This window comes from Mesorhizobium sp. P160927 (genome assembly GCF_057766385.1).
Map to the genome: position 1 here is coordinate 5,213,075 of NZ_JBYMDW010000001.1, position 25,226 is coordinate 5,238,300.

Below are 25,226 nucleotides of genomic sequence, written 5' to 3' on the forward strand. Positions count from 1 at the left end.
AGGCCGAAACCGGCTTGGCCGAGCGAGGCGCGCGAATATTGGCGCACGATATCGCGTTTCTTGCAAGAAATGGGACAGCTTTCCTGGCAAATGGCCGGGTGAGATGCCCCCTCTGTCCAGCCCGACAGAGGCGGGTGAGCGCAGAGCCCTCGTTCCTATCGCCTCACCCGCGACTTCAGCCAGCGGTCGAACGCCACCGCCAGGATCAGGATCAGCCCAATGACGATGCTTTGCGTGTAGGACGAGACGTTGTTGAACTGCAGGCCGTTCTGCAGCACGCCGATCAGGGCCGCGCCCACCACCGTGCCGCCGACCGAGCCGATGCCGCCGAACAGCGAGGTGCCGCCGATGACGACGGCGGAGATCACCGTCAATTCGTAGCCGATGCCGGCGACCGCTTCGGAAGAATTCAGCCTGGCCGACAGCACGAAGGCGGCGAGCCCGGCGAAGAAGCCGACGATGACATAGACCGAGACCAGTATGCGGTCGACGCGCAGGCCCGACAGCCGCGCGGCCTCGGCATTGCCGCCGACGGCATAGACGGCGCGGCCATAGCGGGTGTAGCGCAGCACGATGTGGCACAGGATGGCGGCGATGGCGAAGATGATCGCCGGCACCGGCACCGGACCGATCAGCCCCGTGCCGAACCAGCGCATCGAGGCGTCGAAGCCGGAGATCGGGCCGCCATTGGAAATGGTCAGCGTCAGCCCGCGGAACACCGTCAGCCCACCCAGCGTGACGACGAAGGGCGGCACTTTCAGCCTTGTGATGGCGAACCCCTGCACGCCGCCGGCGAGCGCACCGACCACGACAGCGGCGAGCAACGCCGCGAACCAGCCAAAACCCTGCGTGCCTGACGTGGACAGCGACAGCGTGTTGGCGGTGCCGCCCTTGGCGACCACGGCCGCGACCATGCCACAGAAGGCGAGCAGTGAGCCGACCGAAAGGTCGATGCCGGCGGTGAGGATGACGAAGGTCATGCCGAGCGCGATTAGCCCGGTGATCGAGATCTGCCTGGTGATGTTGAACAGGTTGATCGGATCGATGAAGCTCGGCTTCAGCACGGTGAAGACGACGACCAGCGCCGCCAGGAAGAGCAGCGGCCCAAAGCTCATCAAAAGCCGCGCGATCGTCACGCCGCCGCGCTGGCTCTGTTCCTCGGCGATGCTCATCGTGCCTGCCCCTCCGCATCCTGTGCCGGCATATCCTGCCTGTCGAGCGCCATCAGTTCCATCAATCTTTCCTCGTTTGCCTCGACGCCCGGCATTTCACCGGTGATGCGTCCCTTGCGCATGGTGACGATGCGGTCCGACACCGCCAGCACCTCGGGCAGTTCGGACGAGATCATCATCACCGCGATGCCGCGCGCCGCGAGTTGCACCAGGATCTGATGCACCTCTGCCTTGGCGCCGACATCGACGCCGCGCGTCGGCTCGTCGACGATCAGCACTTTCGGGTCGCGCGCCAGCCAGCGCGCCAGGATAACCTTCTGCTGGTTGCCGCCCGACAGCCCCTCGATCGCCTGCTCGGCCGAAGCCATGCGGATCGACAGCATCTTCCTGAACCCCGACAGCGCGTCGCGCTCGCGCCGCTCGGCCATGAAGCCGAAGCCGTTGCTGAAACGCCCAAGCGAGGCGACGGAGAAATTCGGCAGGATACCAAGTGCTGCAAAGATCGCCTGGTGCTTGCGGTCTTCCGGCACCAGCCCAATGCCGAGCGCAATGGCGTCGGCCGGCGATGCGGGCGCGATCTGTTTGCCGTCGAGCGTGATCGTTCCCGCCGCGATGCGGTCGGCGCCGAAAACGGCGCGCGCCAGCTCCGTGCGGCCGGAGCCGACGAGACCGGCGACGCCGAGGATCTCGCCCGCCTTGAGGTCGATATCGACACCGTCGAGCACGATGGCGTGCGGCGCTTCGGGATCGCGCACGGTGCGCAAGCCCCGAACCGACAGCACCACATCGCCGGCCGCCGCGCGTTGCGCCGGACGGGCGTAAAGTTCGGAAGCGGCGCGGCCGACCATCTTTTCGATGATAGCGGGCAATTTGATCGGTCCCCCCTGACGCTCGAGATGCCCCGCCAGCCTGCCGTCGCGCAGCACCGTCATGCGGTCGCAGATGGCGGATGCCTCTTCCAGCCGGTGGGTGACGAACATGATCGCGACATGATCCTTGCGCAGCCGGTCCATGATTGACAGCAGCCTCCGCACCTCGGTCTCGGTCAGCGCCGAGGTCGGCTCGTCCATGATGATCAGCCGGCTTTTCAAGGACAGCGCACGGGCGATCTCGACCAGCTGCTGCTCGGCCACCGACAGCGCCGAAACCGGCGTCATCGGGTCGATGGTAAGGCCGACGCGGGCAATGATGGCGCGGGAATCCTGTTCCATCTTGCGCCAGCTCACCAGCCCAAGCCGGCCGATCGGCGCGCGGCCGATAAAGATGTTCTCCGCCACCGTCAGCGTCGGGATCAGGCTGAGCTCCTGGTAGATGGTGACGATGCCCAGCCGCTTGGCCTCCTGCGGGCTCGCCGGCTGGTAGTCGGCGCCGTCGAAGGTGATGCGGCCGCCGGAAGGCGGCATGACGCCCGACAGGATTTTCAGAAGCGTCGATTTTCCCGCGCCGTTTTCGCCAAGCAGGCCAAGGATTTCGCCGGCGCGGACATCGAGCGAGACATCGCTCAGCGCGGTCACCCCGGCAAAATGCTTGGTCAGGCCTTCGACGGAAAGCAGGGCGGGTGCGGCTTCAACTGGCGGCAAGCAGTCCTCCTCGATGCTGTTCGGATGCTGTGCGCCAAGCCGCGCTTGAACACCCCCTCTGTCCTGCCGGACAGTTGGCGGGACAGAGGGGGATGCTGTCCCGCCGGCCTCATTCAATCAGCCTACTTCGTCTCGTTCAATCTCTCCGCCTTGTCGAGATTGTCCTTACCGATGACGATCGGCGTCAGCAGCACCAGCTTCTCCTTCGGCTCGGTCTTGTCCTTGGCGTAGGCGACCGCGATCTGCACGGCGGTGCGCGACTGCTTGCCGGGGAACTGTTCGACCGTGCCGGCGAGCTTGCCGTCGCGCACCGCGACCAGCGCTTCCGGCAATGCATCGAAGCCGTAGATCTTGACGTCGCTGAAATTGCGCGCGGCACACGCTTCGAGCGCGCCCAGCGCCATGTCGTCATTGGCGCAGATGATGGCATCCGGCTTGCCGTTGGCGGCAAGGCCGGCTTCCGTCACCGTCAGCGCCTCGGCGCGGGCGAAGTTGGCTGTCTGCTCGTAGACGATCTGGTACTTGTCCTTCAGCGGATCGAGCACATTGTGCACGCCCTTGTTGCGGTCGATCGCGGGACCCGCCCCCGGCTGGCCCTGCAGGTGGAACAGCTTGGCGCCATTGGGGAATGCGGCCACCATGGCCTGGGCTTCCGCCTCGCCGCCCTTGACATTGTCGGCGCCGACATGGGCCAGAATGCCCTGGACACCGTCGACGCGGCGGTCGATCGTCACCACGGGAACGCCGGCCTTGACCGCTTCCTCGATGGCTGGCGCCAGCGCGTTGACGTCGAGCGGCGAGATGACGATGGCGTTGACCTTCTGCACCAGCGCCGCCTCGATGTCGGCGGTCTGCTTGGTGGCCGAGTTCTGGCCGTCGCTCTCGGTCAGGTTGACGCCTTGCGCCTGCGCTTCGGCCTTGATCTCGTTCAGCATGTGCACGAAGAACGGAAAGCCGAGACTTGGCACCGAGCCGAGCATGGTGAGTTTGTCCTCGGCGAAAGCCGAGCGTGCGGCCAGCATCATGGCGCCCGCGGCCACGGACGTCATCAGGAATTCGCGTCTGTTCATGGGTTCCTCCTCCACAGAAGCGCACGGCCCCTAAAAACCGGGACCGGTTTCAGGAAGGATCATGCGCCGGTTAAAGTGTTGGAGCATCCTCCTTGCGCCAAGAACGCATGCCGCTCCAGCTGACAGCCGCCTAAATTCCTCCGATCGGCGTCAACAAGAGGATGCTAACCCAGGGTCAACCATTTGTGCAACATCGATATAACAGCCAGGACAGCAACTTGTCGGAATTGTCTGAATTTGGACTCTTCGGTCCGAAGGCCTTCTACGTCAGGAACGCCAAGGAGCGGCTCCAGAGCTGCGCGGCCGCCGTTGCATTGTAGTCGGGCAATGCCGGATCGGAAAAATAATGTCCCGTGTTTGGATAGCGGAAAACCTGCACATCCGCTTTTGCTGCCTCCGCGCTTTCCTGCCAGGCGCTGACGTCGGGCTCGGGGAACAGTGGATCGGTGTCCGCGACATGCAGTCGGATGGGCAAGCCGGGTCGTGTGTTGGCAGGCACGGTCGCCAAACCATGCAACAGCGGAACACCCGCTGCCAGCGGCCGCGACGCCCAGAATTCCGCCACCACGCCGGCGCCTATCGAGATCCCCGCCGGCACCGCATCGCCCGGCATCGGGGCCAGAGCCTCTCGCGCCTTCAGGCAGATGGCACCCCAGCCGATCCGCGCCTTGATCGCGAACCCTTCATCGAGATCATCCGTCGCTGCACCCTGATAAAGGTCTGGCAGTGCGACCGCATGGCCGCGGGCCCGAAGGCGTTCCGCAAGATGACGCTCGATCGGGCGAAGGCCAAGAACCGAGTGAAACAGGATGATGTCCGCCATGCTCCGGCCCCTAGGTCGCAGAGATAGTCATTTTACCCACCGGGACTTGCAGCCTCAAGGCACACCGCATCGGCTTCCATTTTCCGGGTGCGGCACTACCTTCGGGGCGGCCAAGCCGACGAAATGGAGACACCATATGAAGCCGCGCATCATCTGCCATATGCTTGCCTCGCTCGACGGCAGCCTTCATCCGAGCCGCTATACCGAAAGCCCCGACGGCAGCCGGGCCGAGTGGTCGGGCCTCTATGAGCAGATCCACAACGACCTCCAAGGCGACGCCTGGATCGTCGGCCGCGTCACCATGGCCGAGATGAGCAAGGCCGCCGCGCATCCGCCCGCGCATGGCGGCAAGGTCGAGCGGCCGCATTATTTCGCGCAGCGCAATGCGGGCAGCTTTGCCGTGGCGCTCGATGCCTCGGGCAAGCTGCACTTTGCAAAACCCGACATCGGCGGGGACCATGTCGTGGTGCTGCTCGGACATGATGTAGCCCACAGCCATCTGGCCGAGCTCGCCGCCGACGGCGTGTCATATATCGTGTCGCAAACGCCCGGCATCGATCTCGCCGCCATGCTGGACGTGCTTGCCCGTGAGCTCGGCATCCGCCGCCTGCTGCTCGAGGGCGGCGCCGGCATCAACGGCTCCTTCCTGGCGGCGGGGCTGGTCGATGAACTCAGCCTTCTCATTGCCCCCGCGCTCGATGCGCGGGAGGCAAACCAGGGCTTTGTCGAGTTTGGGAAAAGCGGCCTTGCCGACAATGTGCGGTTGTCGCTCACGGATTGCAAAGCCCTCGCGCATGGGCTCGTCCATTTGCGCTACGCCGTCACCCCAGGCTAAGGCCGCCTCTTACGCGCCTCAATACCGCATCGCGTCCAGATCGGCGATCAGCGTCGGGCCGGTCGGACGCCAGCCGAGCCGTGCCTGGGTCAGCGCGCTGGAGGCGGGCAGGTCCATGGGGGCGAACATCGCCATCCAGCCGAAATGCTCAGCCGCCTTCTCCGGCGCGATCGAAACCACCGGCAGGTTCAGGCCACGGCCAAGCGCCTCGGCGATCGCGCGCACCTCCACCCCTTCTTCGCCGACGGCGTGATAGCGCGCGCCGGGCTGCCGCTTTTCCACCGCGAGCCGGTAAAGGCGCGCGGCGTCCGAGACATGGCCGGCCGAATAGCGGTTGCGGCCGTCGCCGACATAGGCCGAGACGCCCTTCTGGCGCGCGATCTCGATGAGCGGCGAAATGAGGCCTTGCTTGAGCGTGTTGTGGACCTGCGGCAGGCGCAGCACCGACAGGTTGATGCCGGCCTCCAGCAACGCATTCCCGGCGAGTTCCGAGGCGATGCGCGGATTAGGGTGATCGGGGTTGAAGACATCCTCGACGGCCAATTGGCCATGTCCGGGACTGCCCATGCCGACGCCCGAGGTGATCACCAGCGGCCGGTCGGAGCCGGCGAGTGCCTGACCGAGCGCGGCGATGACACGGCTGTCCTTTTCGCAATTCTCGGCGAACCGCGAAAAATCATGGTCGAACGCGGTGTGGATCACGGCTTCCGCCTCGGCCGCGCCGTCGCGCAGGCCTTGGGGATCCTCGAGGGTTCCCCGATACACCTCGGCACCCGCGGCAGCCAACGCCTCGGCACCCGCGTCGGAGCGGGTGACGCCGACGACCTGATGTCCGGCCTGAAGAAGTTCGGGAACGATGGCCGAACCGATGAAACCGGTCGCGCCGGTTAAAAAGATACGCATTCAAAATCTCCTGCACAGTTGCCTGCGTACTATCGCTGCTCTATTATTCCATTAAAGTAGTGATCTTATCATGGTATAATGGCTAACAGGATGCCCAACACTTCCGCCGGTTCGCTCGCGGCATTCCTGAAAGACAGACGTACCCGGCTCGACCCCTCATCGTTCGGCTTTTCCGGGCGCAGGCGCACGCCCGGACTGCGCCGGGAAGAGGTCGCGCAGCGCGCCAACATCAGCCCGACCTGGTACACATGGCTGGAACAGGGACGCGGCGGCGCGCCTTCGGCCGATGTGCTGAACCGGATTGCCAAGGGTCTGCTGCTGACCGAGGCAGAGCGCGAACATCTTTTCATGCTGGGGCTCGGGCGCCCGCCCGAAGTCCGCTACATCGGCGCGGACGGCGTCAGCCCCAGGCTGCAACGCCTTATCGACACGCTGGAGGCAAGCCCGGCCCTGATCAAGACGGCGACCTGGGATGTCGTCGCATGGAACCGCGCCGCGCAAGTCGTGATGACCGATTACAGCACCTTGCCCGCTGGCCAGCGCAACATCCTGCGGTTTATGTTCCTGAGCCCCACCATCCGCGCCAAGCAGCACGATTGGGAGAACCTCGCGCGTTTCGTGGTCGGCGCGTTCCGGGCCGATGCGGCGCGCGCCGGCGCGGTGTCCGAGGTCGCCCAACTGGTGGAGGAGCTCTGCAGCGCCAGCTCGGAATTCGACGCGCTGTGGCGGGAAAACGACGTGCTCAGCCATGGCGACGGGACAAAGCGCCTGAAGCATCCCGAACTCGGCGACATCGAGCTGGAATATTCGGCCTTCGCGGTGGATGGCCGGCCGGATCTGAGCCTGACCGTCTACAATCCGGTGGATAGCAAGGTCGCCGACCGCATTCGCGGGCTTGCCCGGCGGCACAAGGAGCGAGGGGCGGACCCGTCGCGTTGACGCAGGACCCCATTCAAGGGGCGTTCGCGAACCCGTTCAGCTTGCGCAAGGTCGGCATCACGCAAATTCTGATTGTCAAGGCAACGCGTCTGCATGGTTGGCCCGCCGCCAGCCGGCAGCGGGCCAAGCGCCGCTACTGGATGATCTTGATGATCTTGCGGGTGCTTGGATCCACGATCACGGTCCGGTTGTCGACGACGGTGTAACGATACTTGACGTTGGGGACTTCGTGAAGCTCGACGGTATCGGGCAAGGCCGTGCCGACGTTGAGTTCCACGCCGGGAACCTTGACCGAAGCCAGCGGCTGCTTATGCACATACTCCTTGATCACCGTTTCCTGCTCGGGCTGGATGATGACGTCCTCGGCGGCGGCTGCGCCGACACCTGCGAGCAACAGAACCGCGGCTACGGCGGCAAGATCTTTTTTCATGAGTACCTCCATTTGAAACCTGCACAGCACAACATTGTCACCGCGCTGCGGGATCGAACTTCAGGCATGGTTGAATGTTCCAGGCTTGGGCTTCGGTCCGGCCAGCACCGGACTTAGGTCCCATAAAAAAACGCAATAGTCCTGCCGGCGCCACTGCCGGGAACGGCCGTCTTTCGCGCTCGTTGTTTCGCTGCAAGTTCATCGCGGATATCCGACCGATGTCGGGTGGCACTGCGGGGGTGCTTTTGAATTGGCGCAGCTACGTCCCTTCCTGCGCCAATAGGGTTCGCTCACTGCTTCGGGCGGTGGGCGGACCCTAAATCCCGGCGCTCAGCCGACAAGTGAGGAGGTTTAATGTTCAGCGACAAGGAAACCCGCCTTATGGAGGCGGCGCTGGTGATGGCGGTCCCGTTGTCGGCCTTGATCGCCGTCCTGCTCGTCAGCCTTACTTTGAACTGGTAGCAGCCTTGCTGCCTTCACCGCTAATCGTGAGGTCGCTTTGAGGCCATGGGACAACAGATCCGTCCACACAATCCCAATCTGACCATGCTGGCTGGCCGCCAAAGGGAGGAGAATCGCGCCTTTGTGGCCGTGGAGCAAGGCGGACGGCACCGGCGCGCTTTCCGCCACCCCGCGGATCGGGCCTTGCCGTCGCTGCGCAACCAGCGCTCACCGCTGCCCGTGGAAATCGCGGTCCGTTTGTGACGCTTTCGAGAAAGGAGCCCGGCCTGCTTTGGCGGAGGGCTCGGCACGTTGCGAGCAGGCCGGGCTATGCCCCGGCTGCCACACTTGGCGGAGGCTCGGCCGGTGCAAAGGCAGGTTGTGCATTTATCGCTCGACCCGCAACTCGGACTGAAGTCCTGCGAACCATGCGCATTGGTCCCAAACGTTGAACATAGTTTGCTGGCGCTCGTTGCCGGGAGGGACGCGTGAATTGGAGAAGAGCAATGCAGCTTGGTGAGATCATCGCCAACACCTTGGCCATCCTCTTGCTGGTCTGTTTTCTCGCCAGCACATTCTTCCTTTTCGGAAAGCCATTGTGGCCAGAGCAGCATGCCCGCATGATCATCATCGTGCCGGTAGACGCCATGGCGACAGCCTCGACGAGCCGCGGTGGCTCACCCGTGTTGCCAGGCACCTTCCAGACCGGCCTTGCCCATCCAAGGCCGTCCTGATGGGCATCGGCGATGGGGAGCCGACCCTAGCCAGTGCTATCGAGCGCTGCTCGCGGCAAGTCTAGTCGAGCTTCTGGATGCGCCCTTTGTCGAGACGGAAAACCCCATCGTTGCCGCCTTGTTGCTCGAAATCGGTCTGCAGTTCATCCCAGATACCAAGATATCTGCCGCACTCGGCGCAACTGATCCGCGTCGATGGTGTCGCATCGGCCGGGATTAGCAGGCGGATGGTGCCGCAAAAGGGGCACTCCAATCGGTGATCGAGATATTCGCCAGGGCGCGTCTGTAATAGCCTGCGCACAGCTTCCTCCTGGATTTGGGTGGAAGCAGGATGATCGCTCCCAAGCGCCCGCGTATGTTCGCATCGCTGACGGCCGTGGACAAGCTACGCCAGCCATTGGCGGGGTCAATAAACAAAGACATGACTGCCAATTACCGGCCCAATCCTTGAAGCGTGGCGGCTGCGGCATCTCCAGGCCCGGACTTCGGCAGCAGATGCAGCTTCGCGAACGACCCGGAACCAAACCACCCGGCAGCGGTTTCCCAATGGAAGGGACCGCAAACCACGGAAGCGGCAGCAATGGAACTTTTGACCTTGGAACTTGCCAGGGCGAGGCAGCGACTTCACCGAGCGGAACTCGCCCTTGAACGCGCAAACGCGATGCTGGACGAAGACTGTGGCGTCGGTATCAATCTGCGGCTTTGTGACAGGATAAGATCCGCGCAACAACGCGTCGGCGAAGCGAAGGCTCGTCTTGTGAAGCTCGATCGCGCCAGCACGGATTCAGTTCACTCCGGCTGAAGCTTACGCTTCACCGCCCGGACCCTCGTTCAGGCGATAACCAGCTCAGCTGATCCAAATCCAGCGGCAGCCCGGCCCTGGCCTTGCAAGCCTCATATCTTGCGCCGGGAACCGGTCGAGCGTTGGTCGCTGAGATGCGGGCGCCAGCCATGCACCCGGTCCCGCCCGGCGGCCTTGGCGCCGTAAAGCGCCTCGTCGGCCCGTCTCAGAAGATCGGCAATCTCCATCGTGGCGCCGTCCGCGTCTAGGGTGCTGACCCCAATGCTGACGGTGACGATGCTCTTTTCGCTGCCGGCATGCGCCATGGCAAGGTCGCGCACCTTGCTCTTGAGGGTCTCGGCAATGACAAAGGCGCCCCGGGCATCGGTCTCGGGCAGGACGAGCGCGAATTCCTCGCCGCCGTAGCGGGCCGCGGCGTCGGCCGGACGGCGAGCAGTCGCCTGGATGCAGCGGCTCACGGCGCGCAGGCATTCATCGCCCGCCGGATGGCCGTAATGGTCATTGAACCGCTTGAACCAGTCGACATCGATGATCACCAGGCTGAGCGGAGCCGCATTGCGCCTGGAGCGCGAGAATTCGCGCGCCAGCGCTTCGTCGAAGGCGCGGCGCGTCCACAGTTCGGTCAGCCCGTCGCGATGTGCCAGAAGGTTCAGCTTCTCGTTGAGCGCCAGCAGTTCGGTCTCGACCTGCTTGGCCTCGGTGATGTCGGAGAATACGCTTAGGCTGCCGCCGTCGCCTGTCGGACGGGTGCGCACGTCGAGCCAGCGGCCGTCGGCAAGCCGGACCTGGCGCTGGCTGACAAGCTTCTGCGAGGCCATGATGCCGGCGATCCAGCCCTCGACCTCGTCCGGCGGTGTGATCGCCTCACCTCGCTGCGCCGAGGCGCGCAGGATGTCACGGTAGTCGGCGCCTGGCACCCTCATGTCCGCCGTCTTCGGAAACATGGCGCGGTACTGGGCGTTGCACAGCACCAGCCTGCCGTCCGGGTCGAACATCACCAGACCGTCGGCCATGTGCGTCAAGGCGTCTCCGAGCCGGACCCGGCTTTCCGCCAACTCGGCCTCGAGCTGCTTGCGCGCCGTGATGTCGCGATTGTGCGTGATCAGGCCGACGACGGCCCCGCTCCTGTCGCGAAAGGGCGCCTTCAAGGTCGCCAGCCAGCCTTCGGTTCCATCCTCGTGATGAAGGCGCTGTTCGATGGTGGACGAGACGCCCGAGGCCAGCACGGCAAGCTCGTCCTCGCGGAAACCTTTCGCCGTTTCGCGCGGATAGAAGTCGAAATCCGTCTTGCCGATCAGAGCCTTGGCGTCGGCCGCCTGCATCAGTTCGGCCGTTGCCGGATTGGCCGCGATGAACCGCCCGTCGAGGTCCTTGACGTTCAGGCAATCCGGCAGTGTCTCCACCACGGCCTTGTAGATGCGCCGGGACTGCAGCGCCTCGAGGCGTCGCCGCTCCTGGTAAAGCGTGAGCCCCGACAGCACCACCGAGACGAAGATGAGCAGGGAGGAAGGCAGCGCCACATCAGGCAGGACCATCTGCAGGACATTTCGTGGCAGGACGCTGAGGCCGAGCAGCGATGCGGCAGCGGCGGCCGCGCCAAGGATCATGATGTCGACCATGGTGGGCCGCCGGCCCTTCAGGGCAAGGTTCCCGGCGACACCGACCAGCATGGCGGCCGCGATCCCCACCGCACCGGCGAAGGCGCCCATGCCGCCCTCGAAAGTCCGGAACGCACCAGCCATGACCCCGGCGACGATGCCGGCGACGGGACCGCCGAAGAAGCCGGCAACGGCAATCATCGTTGCCCTGAGATCGGCGAGCACGCCGGGCTGCAACTGCATGGGTGTGAGCATCAGGACGATGGCGCCGGCGCCCATCAGCAAGCCGAAAGCGGCGGCCTTCGCGGCGCGCGGCCAACGGTCCAGCCACACATGCGTGTGGATCCAGACCGAAACGAACAACGCCACGACCGCGAGATTGGCCAGCAATTCGGACCAGGGCGAACCCATTGCGCACCTTTCCCTTTACCGGGCTTTCGCCGTACCGCCACTCCGATAGGCCCTCAATGACAACAAAGTGTTACATCAAGGATTTCGCTTGGTCCAAAGGAGCCGCGGCGACGGGCCGATCGGCGCAACACGCAGCACGATTTCCGTCCGGGATCAGTCCCACCGCATCCCGCCGACAAAATCAATGAAGGCGCGCAGCGGTGCCGGCGTCAGGCGGCGGCCGGGATAATAGAGGAACGGGCCTGAAAACTCCTGCCACCAGGGCTCCAGCACCGGCTCCAGCCTGCCGTCGTCGAAGTACGGGCGCAGCCAGTCCTCGAACAGCGAGACGATGCCGCCGCCGGCGACCGCCACATCGAGCGCAAGCGCCATGGCGGTGCCGGTGCTGACAAGCAGCGGGCCCGTCGGCTCGACGCTCACCACCTCACCGTCGCGTTCGAACTCCCAGGGCGGCATGAAGCCGCTGGCGAAGCGGCCGCGCAGGCAAGCGTGGTGGAGCAGGTCGCGCGGATGGTCGGGCCGGCCGCGGCGGTCGAGATAGGCCGGTGCGGCGGCGGTGGCGAAGCGCTGCCGGCGCGGCCCGATCGGCACGGCGATCATGTCCTGCTCCAACCGCTCGTCATAGCGGATGCCGGCGTCGCAACCGCTCGCCAATATGTCGACGAAACTGTCCTCGGCGGTCACTTCCAGGCGAATGTCGGGATAGGCCGCGAGGAAGGGCGGCAAGAGGCGCGGCAGCACCAGCTTCGCCGCCACCACCGGCACGTTGAGCCGTAGCGTGCCCGCCGGGCGGCCGCGAAACCCGTTGACCACATCGAGCGCCGCCTCGACTTCGCCGAGTGCCGGGCCAAGTCGGTCGAGCAGCCGCGCGCCGGCTTCGGTGGGTGCGACGCTGCGCGTGGTGCGGTTGAGGAGCCGCACGCCGAGCCCGCTCTCCAGCCGCCGCACCGTCTCGGAAAGGCTGGAGGCGCTGACGCCGCCGACCCGGGCGGCCTCGCGAAAGCCGCCGGCCCGCGCCACCGCCATGAAGGCCTGCAGGTCACCCAGATCCGTCGCCATTGTTCGCCTTTCCGCACAGCCTGTGCCGATTGCGCCATATTATCGCGCGGGCGAGGACTGTCTATATCGTGCCGATCCAAAGGAGATCGAGACCCATGACCGACATAAGCAAGGCCGGGACTTTCAAGCTCGGCGACCGCACCGTGAAGCGCCTCGGTTATGGCGCCATGCAACTGGCCGGACCCGGCGTCTTCGGCCCGCCGAAGGACCGCGACGCGGCGATTGCCGTGCTGCGCGAGGCCACTGCCAGCGGCGTCGACCATATCGACACATCGGATTTCTACGGTCCGCACGTCACCAACCAGATCATCCGCGAGGCGCTGCACCCCTATCCCGCCAACCTCACCATCGTCACCAAGATCAGTGCGCGGCGCGGCGCGGATGCCTCGTGGATCCCGGCAATGTCACCGCGGGAGCTGACGCAGGCCGTGCACGACAACCTGCGCAATCTCGGGCTGGACGTAATCGAGGTCGTGAACCTGCGCTCCATGCATGGCATCCACGGGCCCGCCGAAGGCTCGATCGAGCCGCAGCTCGACACACTCGCCGAACTGCAACGCCAGGGACTTGTGCGCCATATCGGCCTGAGCAACGTCACCCGCAAACAGATCGCGCAGGGACGCGGCATGGTCGACATCGTCTGCGTGCAGAACCAATACAACATCGCGCATCGCCAAGACGACGCGCTGATCGACGAGCTTGCCGCCGACGGCATCGCCTATGTGCCGTTCTTTCCGCTCGGCGGCTTCACGCCGCTGCAGTCGAGCACGCTTGCCGACGTCGCGCAAAAGCTCGGCGCGACACCCATGCAGGTGGCGCTCGCCTGGCTGTTGCAGCGCGCGCCCAACATCTTGCTCATCCCCGGCACCTCGTCGGTCGGGCATCTCAGGGAGAACCTGGCGGCGGCCGAGCTTGAGCTGCCGGCGGATGCCGTCCAGGTCTTGAACAGCATAGCAGGCGAGAAGGCAGCGGCCTGAGACTTTCACCCAACGTTTTGCCGGGATGAACCTCTTCCCTGCGAGCGCGCCAGCTCTCGCAGTTTCCGGAAGATTGTTGACGAGGGAAGCCAAGGCATATATAGAACCAATTAGTTCCAGAACTGGTTGGTTCCGTAATGGCTGTTGAATTTTCCCTTGACCACACATTCGCCGCGCTCGCCGATCCGACGCGGCGCGCGATCCTTGCCCGGTTGCTCGATGGCGAAGCCTCGGTCGCCGAACTCGCGCAACCCTTCGAGCTCACCGTGCGGGCCGTCTCCAAACATGTCGGCGTGCTGGAGCAGGCTGGCCTTATAACCCGCAGCCGGGCGGCGCAGAAACATCTGAGCCGCATTGAGCCCAAGCCGCTGCGCGACATCGACCGCTGGCTCGACGATTATCGAAAACTTTGGGAAGGCCGCTTCGACCGCATGGAGGATCTGCTGCGGCGCGACGCGGACAAGGCGCCATGAGCGACCGCGCCCAAGATGCCATCGGGCGCGGCTTTGCCATCGAACGGGTGTTCGAGGCTCCGGTGGCACGCGTCTTTCAACTGTGGACCGAGCCCAGGCTCGTGGCGCAGTGGTGGGGCATCAGGGACTGCACCATTCCTCACTGCGTGCTCGACGTGCGCGTCGGTGGCCGCTGGCGCATCGATATGCTGACTGCCAGCGGCGCGCTCTACCGCAACCAGGGCAGCTATCTCGAAGTCGTCGAGAACGTCAGGTTGAGCTACCGCGACGAACCGGATCCGGAAATCCGAGAATGGGCCGGCAATCCGCCGGGCCAGAGCCGCCATACCGTGACCTTTACGCCCGATGGCATGCGGACCCATGTCCATTTCGAGGTGACGCTGGCGAGCGCCGCCGACCGCGAGCGCCTGCTGGCGCTGGGCATGCGCGGCGGCTGGGCACAGAGCTTCGACCGGCTGGGGCAGTTGATAGACCGGGAAGCCAACCATGCAGGATGAGAACGCGAAACCGTCCACGCAAGCCGTACTGTCGCGGGATGGAACGCTGATCACCTGCGAGCGTCAGGGCCACGGTCACCCGCTCGTCCTCGTCGACGGCGCGCTATGCTCGCGCACGATGGGACCGAGCGGTCCGCTGGCCAAGGCCCTCGCGGACAACTTTACCGTGTTCCGCTACGACCGCCGTGGCCGTGGCGACAGCGGCAACACCGCGCCCTACGCGATCGAGCGCGAGGTTGACGACATCGAGGCCGTACTGCGGGCGGCCGGGGGCGAGGCCTATGTCTGGGGCACGTCGTCGGGCGCGATGCTGGCGCTGATGGCGGCTACCCGCCTCCCCGGCGTCAAGAAACTCGCCCTCTACGAAGCGCCACTGATCGTCGACGACAGCCGCGCGACCACGCAGGCCGACTGGGCGACGATCGGAACAGCCCTCGCCGAAGGCCGGCGCGGCGACGCTATAACCGCCTTCCTCAAATCGGTGGGCATGCCTCGCCTGCTAATCGTCTTCATGAAGCTCACGCCGATCTGGCGACGGCTCAAGGCCGTGGCGCACACGCTGCCGCATGACGGCGCCATCGTCGCTGGCGATCAGCTTGGCAAGCCCCTGGACCCCGTCCGCTGGGCGTCGCTCCGCGTGCCGGTGCTGGTAACCGACGGGGGCAAGAGCCCGGCATGGCTGCGGCATGGCAACAGGGCTCTGGCCAAAGCACTGCCCAATGCCCGCCACCAAACGCTGCCCGGCCAGAACCACATATTGAAGCCCGCCGCACACGCCCCAGTGCTGACAGCGTTCTTCAACGCGCAAGATTAGGCGCGGCAGGTAGATCCCAACTAGCAAAGGGAATCCGGGCATGCAGGGCTCATATGGGCGGCCGGTTGAGGACATCCCAACGCCGCCGTGAATGGATCGCCGCTTGCGATGCCGGTGCGGCCCATGGCATCTGTCCGATACCACGGATCGACCCCAAGCAGCATGGCTCCACGAACACCATCACGCGGCAGGCCGCCCGCTAAAATACCGCCCGCCGGGCCTTCAGGCGTCAGCCTGAACCGCGCCCTGTCCAAACTCGGCTTGTGCTCGCGCACGCAGGGCGAGGCGCTGATCGCGCAGGGCCGCGTGCGCGTCGACGGCAAGGTGGTGCGCGATGCCGCGCTGCGCGTCGACATGAACCGAGACAGGATCGTCGTCGATGGCGTCGAGGTGGTTGCCGAGCGCAAGGTCTATGTCATGCTCAACAAGCCGCGCGGGCTGGTCACCACCCGCGACGACCCGCTCGAGCGCGACACCGTCTATGCCTGTCTCGAAGGGCTCGACCTGCCCTTCGTTTCGCCGGTCGGCCGGCTGGACAAGGCCAGCGAAGGCCTGCTTCTGATGACAAACGACACCCGCTTCGCCAACCGGCTGATGGACCCGGCCTCGCACCTGCCCAAGACCTATCACGTGCAGGTCGCCGCAGTGCCGGATGAAACAATGCTGGACATGTTCCGCGCGGGCACGGCCGTCGACGGCGAGACCCTGGCCGTCAAGTCGATCGAACTGCTGCGCAGCGGCGGTCGCACCGCCTGGCTGGAGATCGTGCTCGACGAGGGCAAGAACCGCCACATCCGCCGCCTGCTCGCCGCTCACGGCGTCGAGGTCAAGCGCCTGATCCGCGTCGCCATCGGCCGCCTGCCCCTCGGCGACCTCGCTAAGGGCATGGCGCGGCATCTCACGCCGGAGGAACTGGCGCTGCTGGCGGGCTGAGCGAAGCCGGCAGCATTTTCTTGCGTCTGGCTTTCGCGGACAAATGGCTCGAAAAAAATTTTCGTCACCACCGATGATTTTCCCCTACCTCGGCTGTCCTGATCCTTAGGCGCCGGAATGGTCCGCCGCCGGAAGAGCGAGGTGATCCATGGGATCGTTGCAGGGTCAAAATGTCGTCGTGGTCGGGGGCAGCCGGGGTGTCGGCCGCTCGATCGTGGAAGCCGCGCTCCGCGAGGGCGCGACCGTGCTTGCCGCCGCCCGCGGCGCGGCCGCCTTGAAGGAGCTCTCCTGGGAGGCCTCCGGCGTCAGGACCCTTGCCGTCGACGCCACGCAGGAGGCAGCGCCCGATACGGTCTTCGCGGCTCTCGAACCGGATGTGCTGGTGATCTGCGCCGGCGCCTTCGCCCCGTCGGCGCCCCTCCAGGATCAGAGCTGGGACGAGTTCTCGGCCAATTGGGAAATGGACGTCAAGGCATCCTTCCTGTTCTGCCAGGCGGCGCTGCGTGGCCGCATGAAGTCCGGCGGCCGCGTGGTGCTGATCTCCAGCGGCGCGGCCTTCAGCGGCGGCCCGCCGAACTCCGGTGGCTATTCCGGCGCCAAGCGCATGCAGATGGTGCTTGCCGCCCACGGCCAGAAGGAAGCGGACCGGCTTGGCCTCGGCCTGCGCTTCATGGCGCTGGCGCCCATGCGCATCATGGCCGGCACCGGCGTCGGCCAGCGCGGCATCGAAGGCGTTTCGACCTATCTCGGCATCAGCCCGGCCGATTTCCTGGCCAGCATGACCGACATGCAGACACCCGCCGATGTCGCCAATGCCGTGGTCGCGCTCGCCGGCGGCAAGTTGCAGGGCACCGCCTTCACGGTGAGCGGCAGCGGGCTTGCGGCGGCGGCGTGAGGGGCGCAGCATATCAGGGCAATCGCGCTTGGCAGGCTCGACATGACAGATGCTTCCGGCCCACTTGAGCCGCTGGGTCCGGAAGGCGGGCCGATCCTCGATCGGCGGGCTTTCGAGCACCTCACGATGGCCCACCGCCGCGAACTCAAGCTCCACTGCTATCGCATGATGGGATCGCTGCACGAGGCCGACGACCTCGTCCAGGAGACATTCCTGAAGGCATGGCGCGGCCGCTCGCGCTTCGACGGGCGCGGCTCGCCGCGCGGCTGGCTCTATGCCATCGCCACCAACAGCTGTCTCAATGCGATCAAGGCGAGGTCGTCGGCGCATCGCATTCTCCGGGAGCCCGCACGGCCGCGGAGCGAGGGGCGCGCCGCCGCCGGCCCCGCAGCTGAACTCGCCTGGCTGGAGCCCTACCCCGACGCCGAGCTGCCGGACCTCGCCGATGACCAGCCCGGCCCAGACGCCCGCTACGAGACCCGCGAGGCGGTGCGGCTCGCCTTCGTCGCCGCCATCCAGCTTCTGCCGCCCCGCCAGCGCGCCACGCTTCTGCTGTGCGACGTGCTGGGCTGGTCCGCGGCGGAGGCCGCGCAATTGCTGGGCGGCTCCATCGCGTCGATCAACAGTGCCCTCCAGCGGGCGCGCGCGACGCTCGGCGCGCGCTATCCGCAAGGCCGGCCCTTGCGGCGGTCGGAACCCAGCCAGCGAGAGAGCCTGTTGCTGGAACGTTATGTCAGCGCCTGGCAGGCGACCGATCTCGACGGCTTCGTCGAGCTGCTGCGCAAGGATGCCACCTACCATATGCCGCCATGGCACGACTGGTACCAGGGGCGCCAGGCGATCCACGGCTTCTTCAGGACCGTGTGGGGCAATTTCGCCAGCTATCGCGCTGTGGCGACACGAGCCAACGGCCAGCCCGCGGTCGCGATCTATGCGCGGCGCCATCAGGATGCTGAATGGCGCGCGCAGTCGCTGCATGTCATCGAGCCGGCCGGCGGCGCGATCGCCACTCTGACCGTCTATGTCGGCCGGCTCGGGCCCGATCTGTTCGCCGCCTTCGGCCTGCCGCCGGTCTGGTCCGAATCGAAAGCATCACCGTCGCAACCCGTCTCCTGACAGAAAGCTGGCAGGAGCCCTGGTCTATTGATCGGCTGGGAGCCCGCTTGCGGCTTCAGCGATCAAGGAGCCAATGCCATGAATTTCGTCTCAGTCCGCATCATCACATCAGATGTCCAGCGCCTCGTGCGCTTCTATGGTGAAATCACCGGAATGCCGGTGACGGTATACACGGAAGACTTCGCCGAACTGGAGACGCCGGCCTGCACGCTGGCGATCGGCAGCACGCGCACTTTGATGCTGTTCGGCGGCGACATCGCCCGCCCCGCCGACAACCACACGGCCATCCTCGAATTCCGCGTCGGCGATGTCGATGCCGAATTTGCCCGGCTATCGAACCTCATCAAGAGCACGACCGTGCAGCAGCCGACCACCATGCCCTGGGGAAACCGCTCGCTGCTGTTTCGCGACCCCGATGGCAATCTGGTGAATTTCTTCCAGCCCGTCACCGCCGAGGCGATCCGGAAGTTTGACAAATAATCAGCCCAGTATTCGGAATTAGCCCAGGCCTCCCCGGTTCGGCATAACAGGGCGAAGCAGCCGCGAAGCGGCGTCGCGGAGACCCGAGGATGACGAAGCGATTGACGTCGGCGCTAAGCCTGCCACCCCCCTATTTCAGGTTCCACCTGCGCACGACCGGCTCGCCGAAATCATGCTCGTAGCCGAGCACGCTGATGCTGGCCGTGTCGAGCACGAACAGCGCCCCGTCTTCCGGCGGCAGGCCGAGCCAGCGGGCGGCGAGCACGCGCAGGAAGTGGGCACTGGAAAAGATCAGTATGTCGGCATTGGCCTTGCGCAGGCGCTCGATGATCCTGTCGGCGCGGGTGCCGACATCGGCCGCCACCTCGCCTTGCGGAGAGCCGTCGCGAAAGACGTTCCAGCCCGGCCGCTCGGCCAGGATCTGTTTGGTCGTCAGCCCCTCATAGGCGCCGTAGTCCCACTCCTGCAGATCGTCCATCTTGACGCTTGTCGCGCCAAAGCCGGCAAGCACGCTGGTATCGTAGGCGCGCTGCGAGGGGCTCGACCAGACGGCTGAGAACGATAGGCCTTTCAACCGCTCCGCAACACCCCGCGCGGCCGCCTCGCCGGCCGGCGTTAGCGGCATGTCGGTTCGCCCGGTATGCTGCCCCGAAAGGCTCCATGCCGTCTCGCCATGCCGGACCAGATGGATCTGCGGAAACGCGTTGCTCATGGGATGCCTTTCGATGTCGGCGGCACCTTAGAGGACGATGCGGCAAAGGGGAATCCGGGGTAATGGCGAAACCTCGCCTGGCCCTGATTCCCCCCCGCAATGGCACAATGATTGAGAGTGCGGCATAACTATCTCTCTGTTGGATAGTCATCAGGCACGACAGGCAACACCGTCATGTACAAACATCTGCTCATCGCCACCGACGGTTCTGACCTGGCCGACAAGGGTGTCGCCCAGGGCCTCACACTGGCCAAGGGCATCGGCGCGGCCGTCACCTTCGTTATCGTCTCGGAACAATTCCCGATCTTCGCGTGGGGCGGCGCCATGGCCGGCTACGCCGCCGGCGACGAGTTGGTCATCTATCAGGAGGAAGCGCCGCTACGGCAAGGAAGTGCTCGACAAATGCAAGGCATCCGCCGACGCCGCCGGCGTGTCCGCCACGCTGGTTCATGTCGAGGACAAAAGGCCGGCCGAAGCGATCCTGGAACTGTCGCGGGCGCAAGGCCGCGACCTGATCGTCATGGCCTCGCACGGCCGCCGTCGCCTCGGCAGGCTGCTTCTGGGCAGCCAGACGGCGGAAGTGCTGTCCTACACCGAGATCCCGGTGCTGGTGGTGCGGTAGCGGCCGCAACCCGATATCTTCAAGCTGGCGCCATCGGTCAGCGCGGCTTCGCCGGTGCGGCTTCATTCGCCAGGGCATATTCAACCCGTGGCGGATGCCCGAAGAGCTGTTTGTAGGCGCGGCTGAAGGCGGCTTCGGACTCGTAGCCGATGCGCAAGCCGATCTCACCCACGCGTGCGTCTCGCCTAGCCAGCAGATCGCGGGCCAGGCCCAGCCGCCACTCATTCTGGTAGCGCAGCGGCGAGCGCCCGACGAGAGCGGCGAAGCGCTCGCAGAAGCTGGAACGGGACATGCCGGCCTTGTCGGCCAGTTCATTGATGCTCCACCGCTGCAACGGCCTTTCGTGAATGGCTTTCAGGGAACGGGCGATGCGTGCATCCGAAAGGCCGCCTAGCCAGCCCGTGGCGCGTCCTTCATGGACCCAACTACGCAAGGTGCGGATGACCATGAGGTCGATGATGCGGGAAATCATCAAAGCCGCGCCGGGCTGGGCGTCGCTGGTTTCGACCATCAGGAAAGGCAGCATTCCATCGACCCACCCTGCCCCCTGGGCACGCTCGATATGAATGCATCGCGGCAAGGCGAAGATCATTCCCCGCAGGCTGTCCGGATCGAACCAGAAGCGGCAGGCGACGATCGCCACCCGAGGATGCGACGCCACCAGCCGCAACGCGCCGGGACCGCGAGGCAGGAGCACGAGGTCGCCGGCCTCTATGACGACAGGGGCCTGATCCCCACTCTCCATGCGCAGCGCGCCGACGGTCACCACGACGATATGGGCTTGGCCCTCGTCGAGATCGACTTGCTCCGCCTGTGCCAGCGTGCGTGAAAAAACCTCGTCGCCGGTAAGCCTGATCTGCGCCAGCACATGCGAGAGAAGGTCCCCGGAGACACCGGCACGCGGCCCCCCATCCGGAAGAATGGTCAAATTTTCAGGCGATTCCATCATGGATGCGACCGGCCGGCTCCCCTACATTCCTTACGACGATAGCGCGTTTCGTGCTGATATGCGCCGTTTTTTCCTTGGATCAAAACCATTCCCGCAGCCAAGGCAGCGAGAACGGGCTGTTCCAATCATCCAACCGGCGGACGTGATACCAAATCGATCAAGCGGGTAAAGCGCCGTCCAACCAACGAGACAGGGAATTCCAATGAGCACTCAAACCATCCAGGCGCCTGGCGCCGCATCGCAGTGGCTGCAGTCCTATTATTTCCTCCGGGCCGGCTTTTCAGTCGCCTGGGTAGCGGCCGCCTTCACCCTTGGCAAAAGCGCGCCGCCGGTCTCGGCGCTCCTCCTGGTCGCCTATCCCTTGTGGGACGCTATCGCCAATATTCTGGACGCGCGGCGCAGCGGCGGCTTGAAAGCCAATCCCAGCCAGGCGCTCAACGCGGCGGTCAGCACGATCACGGCCATTGCCGTCGTCATCGCACTTGAACAGGGCCCGCACGCGGTTCTGGCGGTGTTCGGTGCGTGGGCGGTTCTCTCCGGCCTGTTCCAGCTTGCCACCGGCGTGCGCCGTTGGCGGGCAGGCGCGCAATGGGCGATGGTGCTGAGCGGTGCGCAGTCAGCGCTTGCCGGTGGCTTCTTCATCAAACAGGCCATCGGCACCGCGACGCCTGGCATCACCGACATCGCGCCCTATGCCGCGTTCGGTGCCTTCTATTTTCTCGTCTCGGCCGTATGGCTGGCCGTCACGCAGACACGCAAGCCTACGACTTGATCCTGCCGTGCGGCGGGCCTGGCCTCGGTGTTTACAGCGCTGCGTCCAGCGCGAGATAGAGCCCGAGCGCCAGCAGCCCGGCGAAGAACACCGTGCGAAAGGTCTCGACGCTCATCCGCTGGCGCAGCGCCTGGCCGATGAACATGCCGGCCAGCGCCGGCGCCAGGGCAAGGATCGATCCCGTCAGTTGCGCCGTCGGCGAGATAAGCGCGCCGGCCCTAAACAGCCCCAGGCCAAGAGCCAAGGTCGAAACAGTGAAGGACAGGCCGAGCGCCTGGACGAGATCCTCTTTGTGTAGCCGCAGCGATTGCAGGTAAGGCACCGCCGGAATGACGAACACGCCGGTGGCGCCCGTGACCAGCCCGGTCGTCACGCCTACCAGCGGCGATATCCAGGCCTCATGGCGCGCCGGCGTGGTGAAGCCGGCCTTGGCCAGGCCGAGAAGGGCATAGAGCGCCAGTGCAGCGCCAAGCGCTGCCGAGGCAATCATCGTGTGCGCGCCGGTCAGCAGGCCCGCGCCGGCGACGGTGCCGATGACGACGCCGGCCATCATCGTCCAAAGGCGCCTGAAGAGCCCGCCGAAGGACGGACCGGTGAACAATTGCCAGAGATTGGTGACCAGCGACGGGATCAACAGCAGGGCGGCTGCCTGCGCCGGCGGCATGGTCACCGCCAGCAGGCCCATCGCCCCGGTGGGCAGCCCCATGCCGACCACGCCCTTGACGAGACCGGCAGCGAGGAAGACGGCGCCGATCAAGGCGATGGCCCCGATGCTTAGCATGGATGGAAGCTCGGCATGGATGGACCTTGGGGCACGCCGGTTCCTTCAGTCATGCAGCAGCATGTCCGTCGCCTCGGCATCCGGATTGGCTTGTGCCGGCCCGGCGTCGCGGCTGACGGAAGCCGCCGCCACGGCGCATCCCCGCGGGCCAGGCCGCGCCTGCGCCACGGCAAGCGAGGCCACCGCGAGCGCCAGCACGAGCGCCGCGCCTTCAAGAAGGCCGAGCCCCTGCGGACCTGATGTTTCTTCACGCATCGGAGATCTCCATCGCAATTGATTTGACCGACTTGTCGGTTGCCCACAATGTGGAATTTGTGCTGCCAGCCTTCGGCCTGAACGAAGGCTGATCAGGCATCGACACGATTTTAGGAGCGGAAAATGCGCTTCGACCTCACCGACCTCCGGCTGTTCCTGCTGGTCGCCGAACGCGGCAGCATCACGCATGGGGCCGAACTCGCCGGCCTGGCGCTGGCCTCGGCCAGCGCGCGCATCAAGGGCATGGAGGAAAGCCTCGGCGCGCCCCTCCTGGAGCGGCGTCGGCGCGGCGTGGTGCCGACGGCGGCCGGGCAGGCGCTGCTTCACCATGCGCGCGCGGTGCAGAACCAGATCGAGGCCATGGCCGGCGACCTCGGCGCCTATGCCACGGGCCTGCGGGCCCGCGTGCGGCTGATGGCCAATACGGCGGCGACCAGCGAGCTGCTGCGCGGCACACTTCCGGCCTTCCTGGCCGCGCATCCCGGCATCGACATCGACCTCGACGAACGCCCCAGCCATGAGATCGCCGAGGCGGTGGCGAACGGTGCGGCCGATCTCGGCATCGCCGCCACATGGGCCGGCCTTTCGCATCTCGAGCAGAAGCCGTTCTTCGTCGACCGGCTCGTGGTGATCGCCGCGCGGACCCAGCCCGGCCTCGAAGGAAATACCGTCAGCCTCGCCGACATTCTGGGCGAAGCCTTTGTCGGCTTGAGCGCCGGCCACCCCCTGCAGGAGCATATATCCCGCCAGGCCGCCAGGCTCGGCGGCCACCTGCACTTCCGCATCCGCGTGGCCGGCCTCGACAATGTCTGCCGGCTGGTCTCGCAAGGGGCCGGCATCGCCATCGTACCAGAAAGTGCCGCGCGCCGTTCCGCCCGCGCGCTGCGCGGCCTGCGGCTCGGCGACGACTGGGCCACGCGCCAGCTCAATTTGTGCGCCCGAAACTTCGAGGCGCTGACGCCGCAGGCGAAATTGCTGGCGGCGGCGCTGGTGTGAACCTGTCGATCAGGTAAAGGCTTGGGACTGGTCGCCGCAGCGGCCTTCGCTCACACGACTTCCAGCACCTTGCCCGTGTCGTGCTGGCGCACGAAATCGACGCGGCCGCCGTCCCAGTGGTAACTGTAGTGGCGGCCTTGAACAGGGACACCGATGACGTCGGGCCAGAAGATGCCGATGCACTCCCCATCGGGCATGCGCACGCTGTTCCACACCAGCCCGTCGCTGCCGGCGGCCCTGAGCGCCCGCCCTTCCGCCTGCGACGCCGTGTAGTCGTCGGGATCGCGCACGTCGGGCACGGCGTTGACGTCGTCGAGGTCGCGATCGACGCTGCCGATCAGCACGCGGAAATCGGCCGTCCAGCCGGGCGCCTCCTTGGTGGCGCGCATGAATTTCTGGTGATGGTGGATGGTTTCGGCCAGCGCCACGTCCTCGCTGTCGCCGGCATAGTAGATGCCGTAGCTGCCGTCCGAAAAACGGCCGGGCCGAAGTAGGGAACAATGCACGAAAGGCGCCATGACGAAACTGGCGCCGGGACCGGAAACCCGCCTTGCGGCCGGCACCTTGCCGAGATCGCCAAGCTCCAGCCGGATGCGGGGGTTGGTCTTCTCCTCGACGGCGGCGAGCGCGTCCCAGTCGCGCGGATCGGCGATGTCTTCGAAGAGATCGATCGGCGGATGGATGGAGCGGATGATGCGATAGGTCTGGGGCCAGTGGACGCGGCGCCGGTCCGCGAGCCCACTCACCATGCACCACGCTCCGCGTCGAGCCATTCGCGCATCGCCGCCAGATCGGAAAGGTCGCCGCGCAGCATCAGGTCGAGCGCCGACTGCCCGCCGAAGGTGTCATTGGGCTTGCGTATCCAGGCATAGCCGCGCGCCGGCTCGGTGAAGAGGTAGCGAAGCCCCTTGTGGATGCCCATCAAATGCGCCATGCGGGTGCGCAGGTCGCGGTCGATCCGGCCGATGCCGCCCTCCTTCCACCGCGCCCAGGTGCGCGCCGAAATGCCGCCGAGCAGGACGCAGGCCTCGAAGTCGGTGAGATTCCAGGCCTTGAACAGATTGACCGTGGTACGCGCCAAGGCGCCTGCCTCTTCATCCGAAATGGCTGAGCCGACCGTGGCCGGTGTGGCGGTGATGGCTTGAAGCTGCATGTCT

At 65.7% G+C, this 25,226-nt stretch carries 30 protein-coding genes and 1 pseudogene; 16 read left to right on the forward strand and 15 right to left on the reverse strand.

Features of this window, described 5'->3' with window-relative positions; translation table 11 throughout:
• Positions 1 to 155: 155 nt before the first annotated feature.
• The 4 genes from AC3CB8_RS25455 to AC3CB8_RS25470 all read right to left on the reverse strand — a co-directional run bounded on the left by AC3CB8_RS25455 (position 156) and on the right by AC3CB8_RS25470 (position 4,645).
• A complete protein-coding gene (locus AC3CB8_RS25455) occupies positions 156 to 1,172 on the reverse strand; it encodes an ABC transporter permease (protein WP_023774610.1) in 1,017 nt (338 codons plus the stop codon).
• Positions 1,169 to 2,752: a sugar ABC transporter ATP-binding protein gene (locus AC3CB8_RS25460; protein WP_352563555.1), complete on the reverse strand. Its 1,584-nt coding sequence runs from the start codon at positions 2,750 to 2,752 to the stop codon at positions 1,169 to 1,171. The genes AC3CB8_RS25455 and AC3CB8_RS25460 overlap by 4 nt, the downstream gene beginning before the upstream one ends.
• A 122-nt stretch (positions 2,753 to 2,874) precedes the next feature.
• On the reverse strand, positions 2,875 to 3,822 hold the full coding sequence (locus AC3CB8_RS25465) for a substrate-binding domain-containing protein (RefSeq protein ID WP_352563554.1): 948 nt from the start codon (positions 3,820 to 3,822) through the stop codon (positions 2,875 to 2,877).
• A 262-nt stretch (positions 3,823 to 4,084) separates the two neighbouring features.
• Positions 4,085 to 4,645, reverse strand: a complete 561-nt coding sequence (locus AC3CB8_RS25470) for a dienelactone hydrolase family protein (RefSeq protein WP_023794519.1) — start codon at positions 4,643 to 4,645, stop codon at positions 4,085 to 4,087.
• 136 nt (positions 4,646 to 4,781) lie between these two features.
• Between AC3CB8_RS25470 and AC3CB8_RS25475 the strand changes: the two genes are divergently transcribed.
• The gene (locus AC3CB8_RS25475) at positions 4,782 to 5,480 is read left to right on the forward strand and encodes a RibD family protein (protein WP_352563553.1); all 699 of its coding nucleotides are present in this window, start codon (positions 4,782 to 4,784) and stop codon (positions 5,478 to 5,480) included.
• Between the two features lie 18 nt (positions 5,481 to 5,498).
• On the opposite strand, the gene AC3CB8_RS25480 is transcribed toward AC3CB8_RS25475, so the two are convergent.
• Entirely contained in the window at positions 5,499 to 6,383 is an 885-nt protein-coding gene (locus tag AC3CB8_RS25480) for an SDR family oxidoreductase (protein ID WP_352563552.1), read from the reverse strand.
• Positions 6,384 to 6,473: 90 nt separating this feature from the next.
• Here AC3CB8_RS25480 and AC3CB8_RS25485 point away from each other — a divergent pair, with 90 nt between their 5' ends.
• The gene (locus AC3CB8_RS25485; RefSeq protein ID WP_023774601.1) at positions 6,474 to 7,322 is read left to right on the forward strand and encodes a helix-turn-helix transcriptional regulator; all 849 of its coding nucleotides are present in this window, start codon (positions 6,474 to 6,476) and stop codon (positions 7,320 to 7,322) included.
• 133 nt (positions 7,323 to 7,455) lie between these two features.
• Here the strand turns inward: AC3CB8_RS25485 and AC3CB8_RS25490 are convergent, their stop codons facing one another.
• Complete coding sequence (locus tag AC3CB8_RS25490; protein ID WP_023784848.1) at positions 7,456 to 7,752, reverse strand: DUF1236 domain-containing protein; 297 nt, start codon at positions 7,750 to 7,752, stop codon at positions 7,456 to 7,458.
• Between the two features lie 947 nt (positions 7,753 to 8,699).
• On the opposite strand from AC3CB8_RS25490, the gene AC3CB8_RS25495 reads away from it, so the two are divergent.
• Positions 8,700 to 8,927, forward strand: coding sequence for a hypothetical protein (locus AC3CB8_RS25495; protein ID WP_023774598.1), 228 nt, complete (start codon positions 8,700 to 8,702; stop codon positions 8,925 to 8,927).
• 61 nt (positions 8,928 to 8,988) lie between these two features.
• Here the strand turns inward: AC3CB8_RS25495 and AC3CB8_RS25500 are convergent, their stop codons facing one another.
• Entirely contained in the window at positions 8,989 to 9,228 is a 240-nt protein-coding gene (locus AC3CB8_RS25500; RefSeq protein WP_352595337.1) for a hypothetical protein, read from the reverse strand.
• 279 nt (positions 9,229 to 9,507) lie between these two features.
• Here AC3CB8_RS25500 and AC3CB8_RS25505 point away from each other — a divergent pair, with 279 nt between their 5' ends.
• A complete protein-coding gene (locus AC3CB8_RS25505; protein ID WP_023794509.1) occupies positions 9,508 to 9,729 on the forward strand; it encodes a hypothetical protein in 222 nt (73 codons plus the stop codon).
• A 92-nt stretch (positions 9,730 to 9,821) separates the two neighbouring features.
• Here AC3CB8_RS25505 and AC3CB8_RS25510 read toward each other — a convergent pair whose 3' ends face one another.
• Positions 9,822 to 11,738: a diguanylate cyclase gene (locus tag AC3CB8_RS25510; RefSeq protein ID WP_352563551.1), complete on the reverse strand. Its 1,917-nt coding sequence runs from the start codon at positions 11,736 to 11,738 to the stop codon at positions 9,822 to 9,824.
• Positions 11,739 to 11,891: 153 nt separating this feature from the next.
• Positions 11,892 to 12,797 carry a LysR family transcriptional regulator gene (locus AC3CB8_RS25515; protein ID WP_023774593.1) on the reverse strand — a complete coding sequence of 302 codons (906 nt, stop codon included), beginning with the start codon at positions 12,795 to 12,797 and terminating at the stop codon, positions 11,892 to 11,894.
• A gap of 95 nt (positions 12,798 to 12,892) precedes the next feature.
• Here AC3CB8_RS25515 and AC3CB8_RS25520 point away from each other — a divergent pair, with 95 nt between their 5' ends.
• From AC3CB8_RS25520 to AC3CB8_RS25555, 8 genes are all read left to right on the forward strand, one after another.
• On the forward strand, positions 12,893 to 13,774 hold the full coding sequence (locus tag AC3CB8_RS25520) for an aldo/keto reductase family oxidoreductase (RefSeq protein WP_023774592.1): 882 nt from the start codon (positions 12,893 to 12,895) through the stop codon (positions 13,772 to 13,774).
• 137 nt (positions 13,775 to 13,911) lie between these two features.
• The gene (locus AC3CB8_RS25525) at positions 13,912 to 14,247 is read left to right on the forward strand and encodes an ArsR/SmtB family transcription factor (RefSeq protein WP_023784853.1); all 336 of its coding nucleotides are present in this window, start codon (positions 13,912 to 13,914) and stop codon (positions 14,245 to 14,247) included.
• On the forward strand, positions 14,244 to 14,744 hold the full coding sequence (locus AC3CB8_RS25530) for an SRPBCC family protein (protein WP_023774590.1): 501 nt from the start codon (positions 14,244 to 14,246) through the stop codon (positions 14,742 to 14,744). The genes AC3CB8_RS25525 and AC3CB8_RS25530 overlap by 4 nt, the downstream gene beginning before the upstream one ends.
• Positions 14,734 to 15,558 (forward strand): alpha/beta fold hydrolase, encoded by an 825-nt coding sequence (locus AC3CB8_RS25535; RefSeq protein WP_023774589.1) that lies wholly within the window; start codon positions 14,734 to 14,736, stop codon positions 15,556 to 15,558. Before AC3CB8_RS25530 ends, AC3CB8_RS25535 begins: the two co-directional genes overlap by 11 nt.
• A gap of 162 nt (positions 15,559 to 15,720) precedes the next feature.
• Positions 15,721 to 16,491, forward strand: coding sequence for a pseudouridine synthase (locus tag AC3CB8_RS25540; protein WP_031241739.1), 771 nt, complete (start codon positions 15,721 to 15,723; stop codon positions 16,489 to 16,491).
• A 148-nt stretch (positions 16,492 to 16,639) separates the two neighbouring features.
• Positions 16,640 to 17,386, forward strand: a complete 747-nt coding sequence (locus AC3CB8_RS25545) for an SDR family NAD(P)-dependent oxidoreductase (protein ID WP_023794499.1) — start codon at positions 16,640 to 16,642, stop codon at positions 17,384 to 17,386.
• A gap of 42 nt (positions 17,387 to 17,428) precedes the next feature.
• Positions 17,429 to 18,502: an RNA polymerase subunit sigma-70 gene (locus AC3CB8_RS25550; protein WP_352563550.1), complete on the forward strand. Its 1,074-nt coding sequence runs from the start codon at positions 17,429 to 17,431 to the stop codon at positions 18,500 to 18,502.
• A 78-nt stretch (positions 18,503 to 18,580) separates the two neighbouring features.
• On the forward strand, positions 18,581 to 18,982 hold the full coding sequence (locus AC3CB8_RS25555; protein WP_023794497.1) for a VOC family protein: 402 nt from the start codon (positions 18,581 to 18,583) through the stop codon (positions 18,980 to 18,982).
• A 130-nt stretch (positions 18,983 to 19,112) separates the two neighbouring features.
• On the opposite strand, the gene AC3CB8_RS25560 is transcribed toward AC3CB8_RS25555, so the two are convergent.
• Positions 19,113 to 19,694, reverse strand: a complete 582-nt coding sequence (locus tag AC3CB8_RS25560; RefSeq protein WP_023775382.1) for a histidine phosphatase family protein — start codon at positions 19,692 to 19,694, stop codon at positions 19,113 to 19,115.
• Between the two features lie 174 nt (positions 19,695 to 19,868).
• Between AC3CB8_RS25560 and AC3CB8_RS25565 the strand changes: the two are divergent.
• Both AC3CB8_RS25565 and AC3CB8_RS25570 read left to right on the forward strand, forming a co-directional pair.
• Positions 19,869 to 19,952: pseudogene (locus AC3CB8_RS25565) on the forward strand (universal stress protein); the annotation flags it as partial.
• A gap of 133 nt (positions 19,953 to 20,085) precedes the next feature.
• Positions 20,086 to 20,316, forward strand: coding sequence for a universal stress protein (locus AC3CB8_RS25570; RefSeq protein ID WP_352563549.1), 231 nt, complete (start codon positions 20,086 to 20,088; stop codon positions 20,314 to 20,316).
• Positions 20,317 to 20,353: 37 nt separating this feature from the next.
• On the opposite strand, the gene AC3CB8_RS25575 is transcribed toward AC3CB8_RS25570, so the two are convergent.
• Entirely contained in the window at positions 20,354 to 21,265 is a 912-nt protein-coding gene (locus AC3CB8_RS25575; RefSeq protein ID WP_352563548.1) for an AraC family transcriptional regulator, read from the reverse strand.
• A gap of 202 nt (positions 21,266 to 21,467) precedes the next feature.
• Here AC3CB8_RS25575 and AC3CB8_RS25580 point away from each other — a divergent pair, with 202 nt between their 5' ends.
• Positions 21,468 to 22,037, forward strand: a complete 570-nt coding sequence (locus AC3CB8_RS25580) for a DUF308 domain-containing protein (protein ID WP_352563547.1) — start codon at positions 21,468 to 21,470, stop codon at positions 22,035 to 22,037.
• Between the two features lie 31 nt (positions 22,038 to 22,068).
• On the opposite strand, the gene AC3CB8_RS25585 is transcribed toward AC3CB8_RS25580, so the two are convergent.
• Both AC3CB8_RS25585 and AC3CB8_RS25590 read right to left on the reverse strand, forming a co-directional pair.
• Positions 22,069 to 22,818 (reverse strand): sulfite exporter TauE/SafE family protein, encoded by a 750-nt coding sequence (locus AC3CB8_RS25585; RefSeq protein ID WP_352563546.1) that lies wholly within the window; start codon positions 22,816 to 22,818, stop codon positions 22,069 to 22,071.
• Between the two features lie 45 nt (positions 22,819 to 22,863).
• A complete protein-coding gene (locus AC3CB8_RS25590) occupies positions 22,864 to 23,073 on the reverse strand; it encodes a hypothetical protein (RefSeq protein ID WP_352563545.1) in 210 nt (69 codons plus the stop codon).
• Positions 23,074 to 23,196: 123 nt separating this feature from the next.
• Here AC3CB8_RS25590 and AC3CB8_RS25595 point away from each other — a divergent pair, with 123 nt between their 5' ends.
• Positions 23,197 to 24,069, forward strand: coding sequence for a LysR substrate-binding domain-containing protein (locus AC3CB8_RS25595; RefSeq protein ID WP_352595341.1), 873 nt, complete (start codon positions 23,197 to 23,199; stop codon positions 24,067 to 24,069).
• 50 nt (positions 24,070 to 24,119) lie between these two features.
• Here AC3CB8_RS25595 and AC3CB8_RS25600 read toward each other — a convergent pair whose 3' ends face one another.
• Both AC3CB8_RS25600 and AC3CB8_RS25605 read right to left on the reverse strand, forming a co-directional pair.
• Positions 24,120 to 24,818, reverse strand: a complete 699-nt coding sequence (locus tag AC3CB8_RS25600) for an RES family NAD+ phosphorylase (RefSeq protein ID WP_352595343.1) — start codon at positions 24,816 to 24,818, stop codon at positions 24,120 to 24,122.
• Complete coding sequence (locus AC3CB8_RS25605) at positions 24,812 to 25,222, reverse strand: antitoxin Xre/MbcA/ParS toxin-binding domain-containing protein (RefSeq protein WP_352563543.1); 411 nt, start codon at positions 25,220 to 25,222, stop codon at positions 24,812 to 24,814. The genes AC3CB8_RS25600 and AC3CB8_RS25605 overlap by 7 nt, the downstream gene beginning before the upstream one ends.
• Between the last annotated feature and the right edge of the window lie 4 nt (positions 25,223 to 25,226).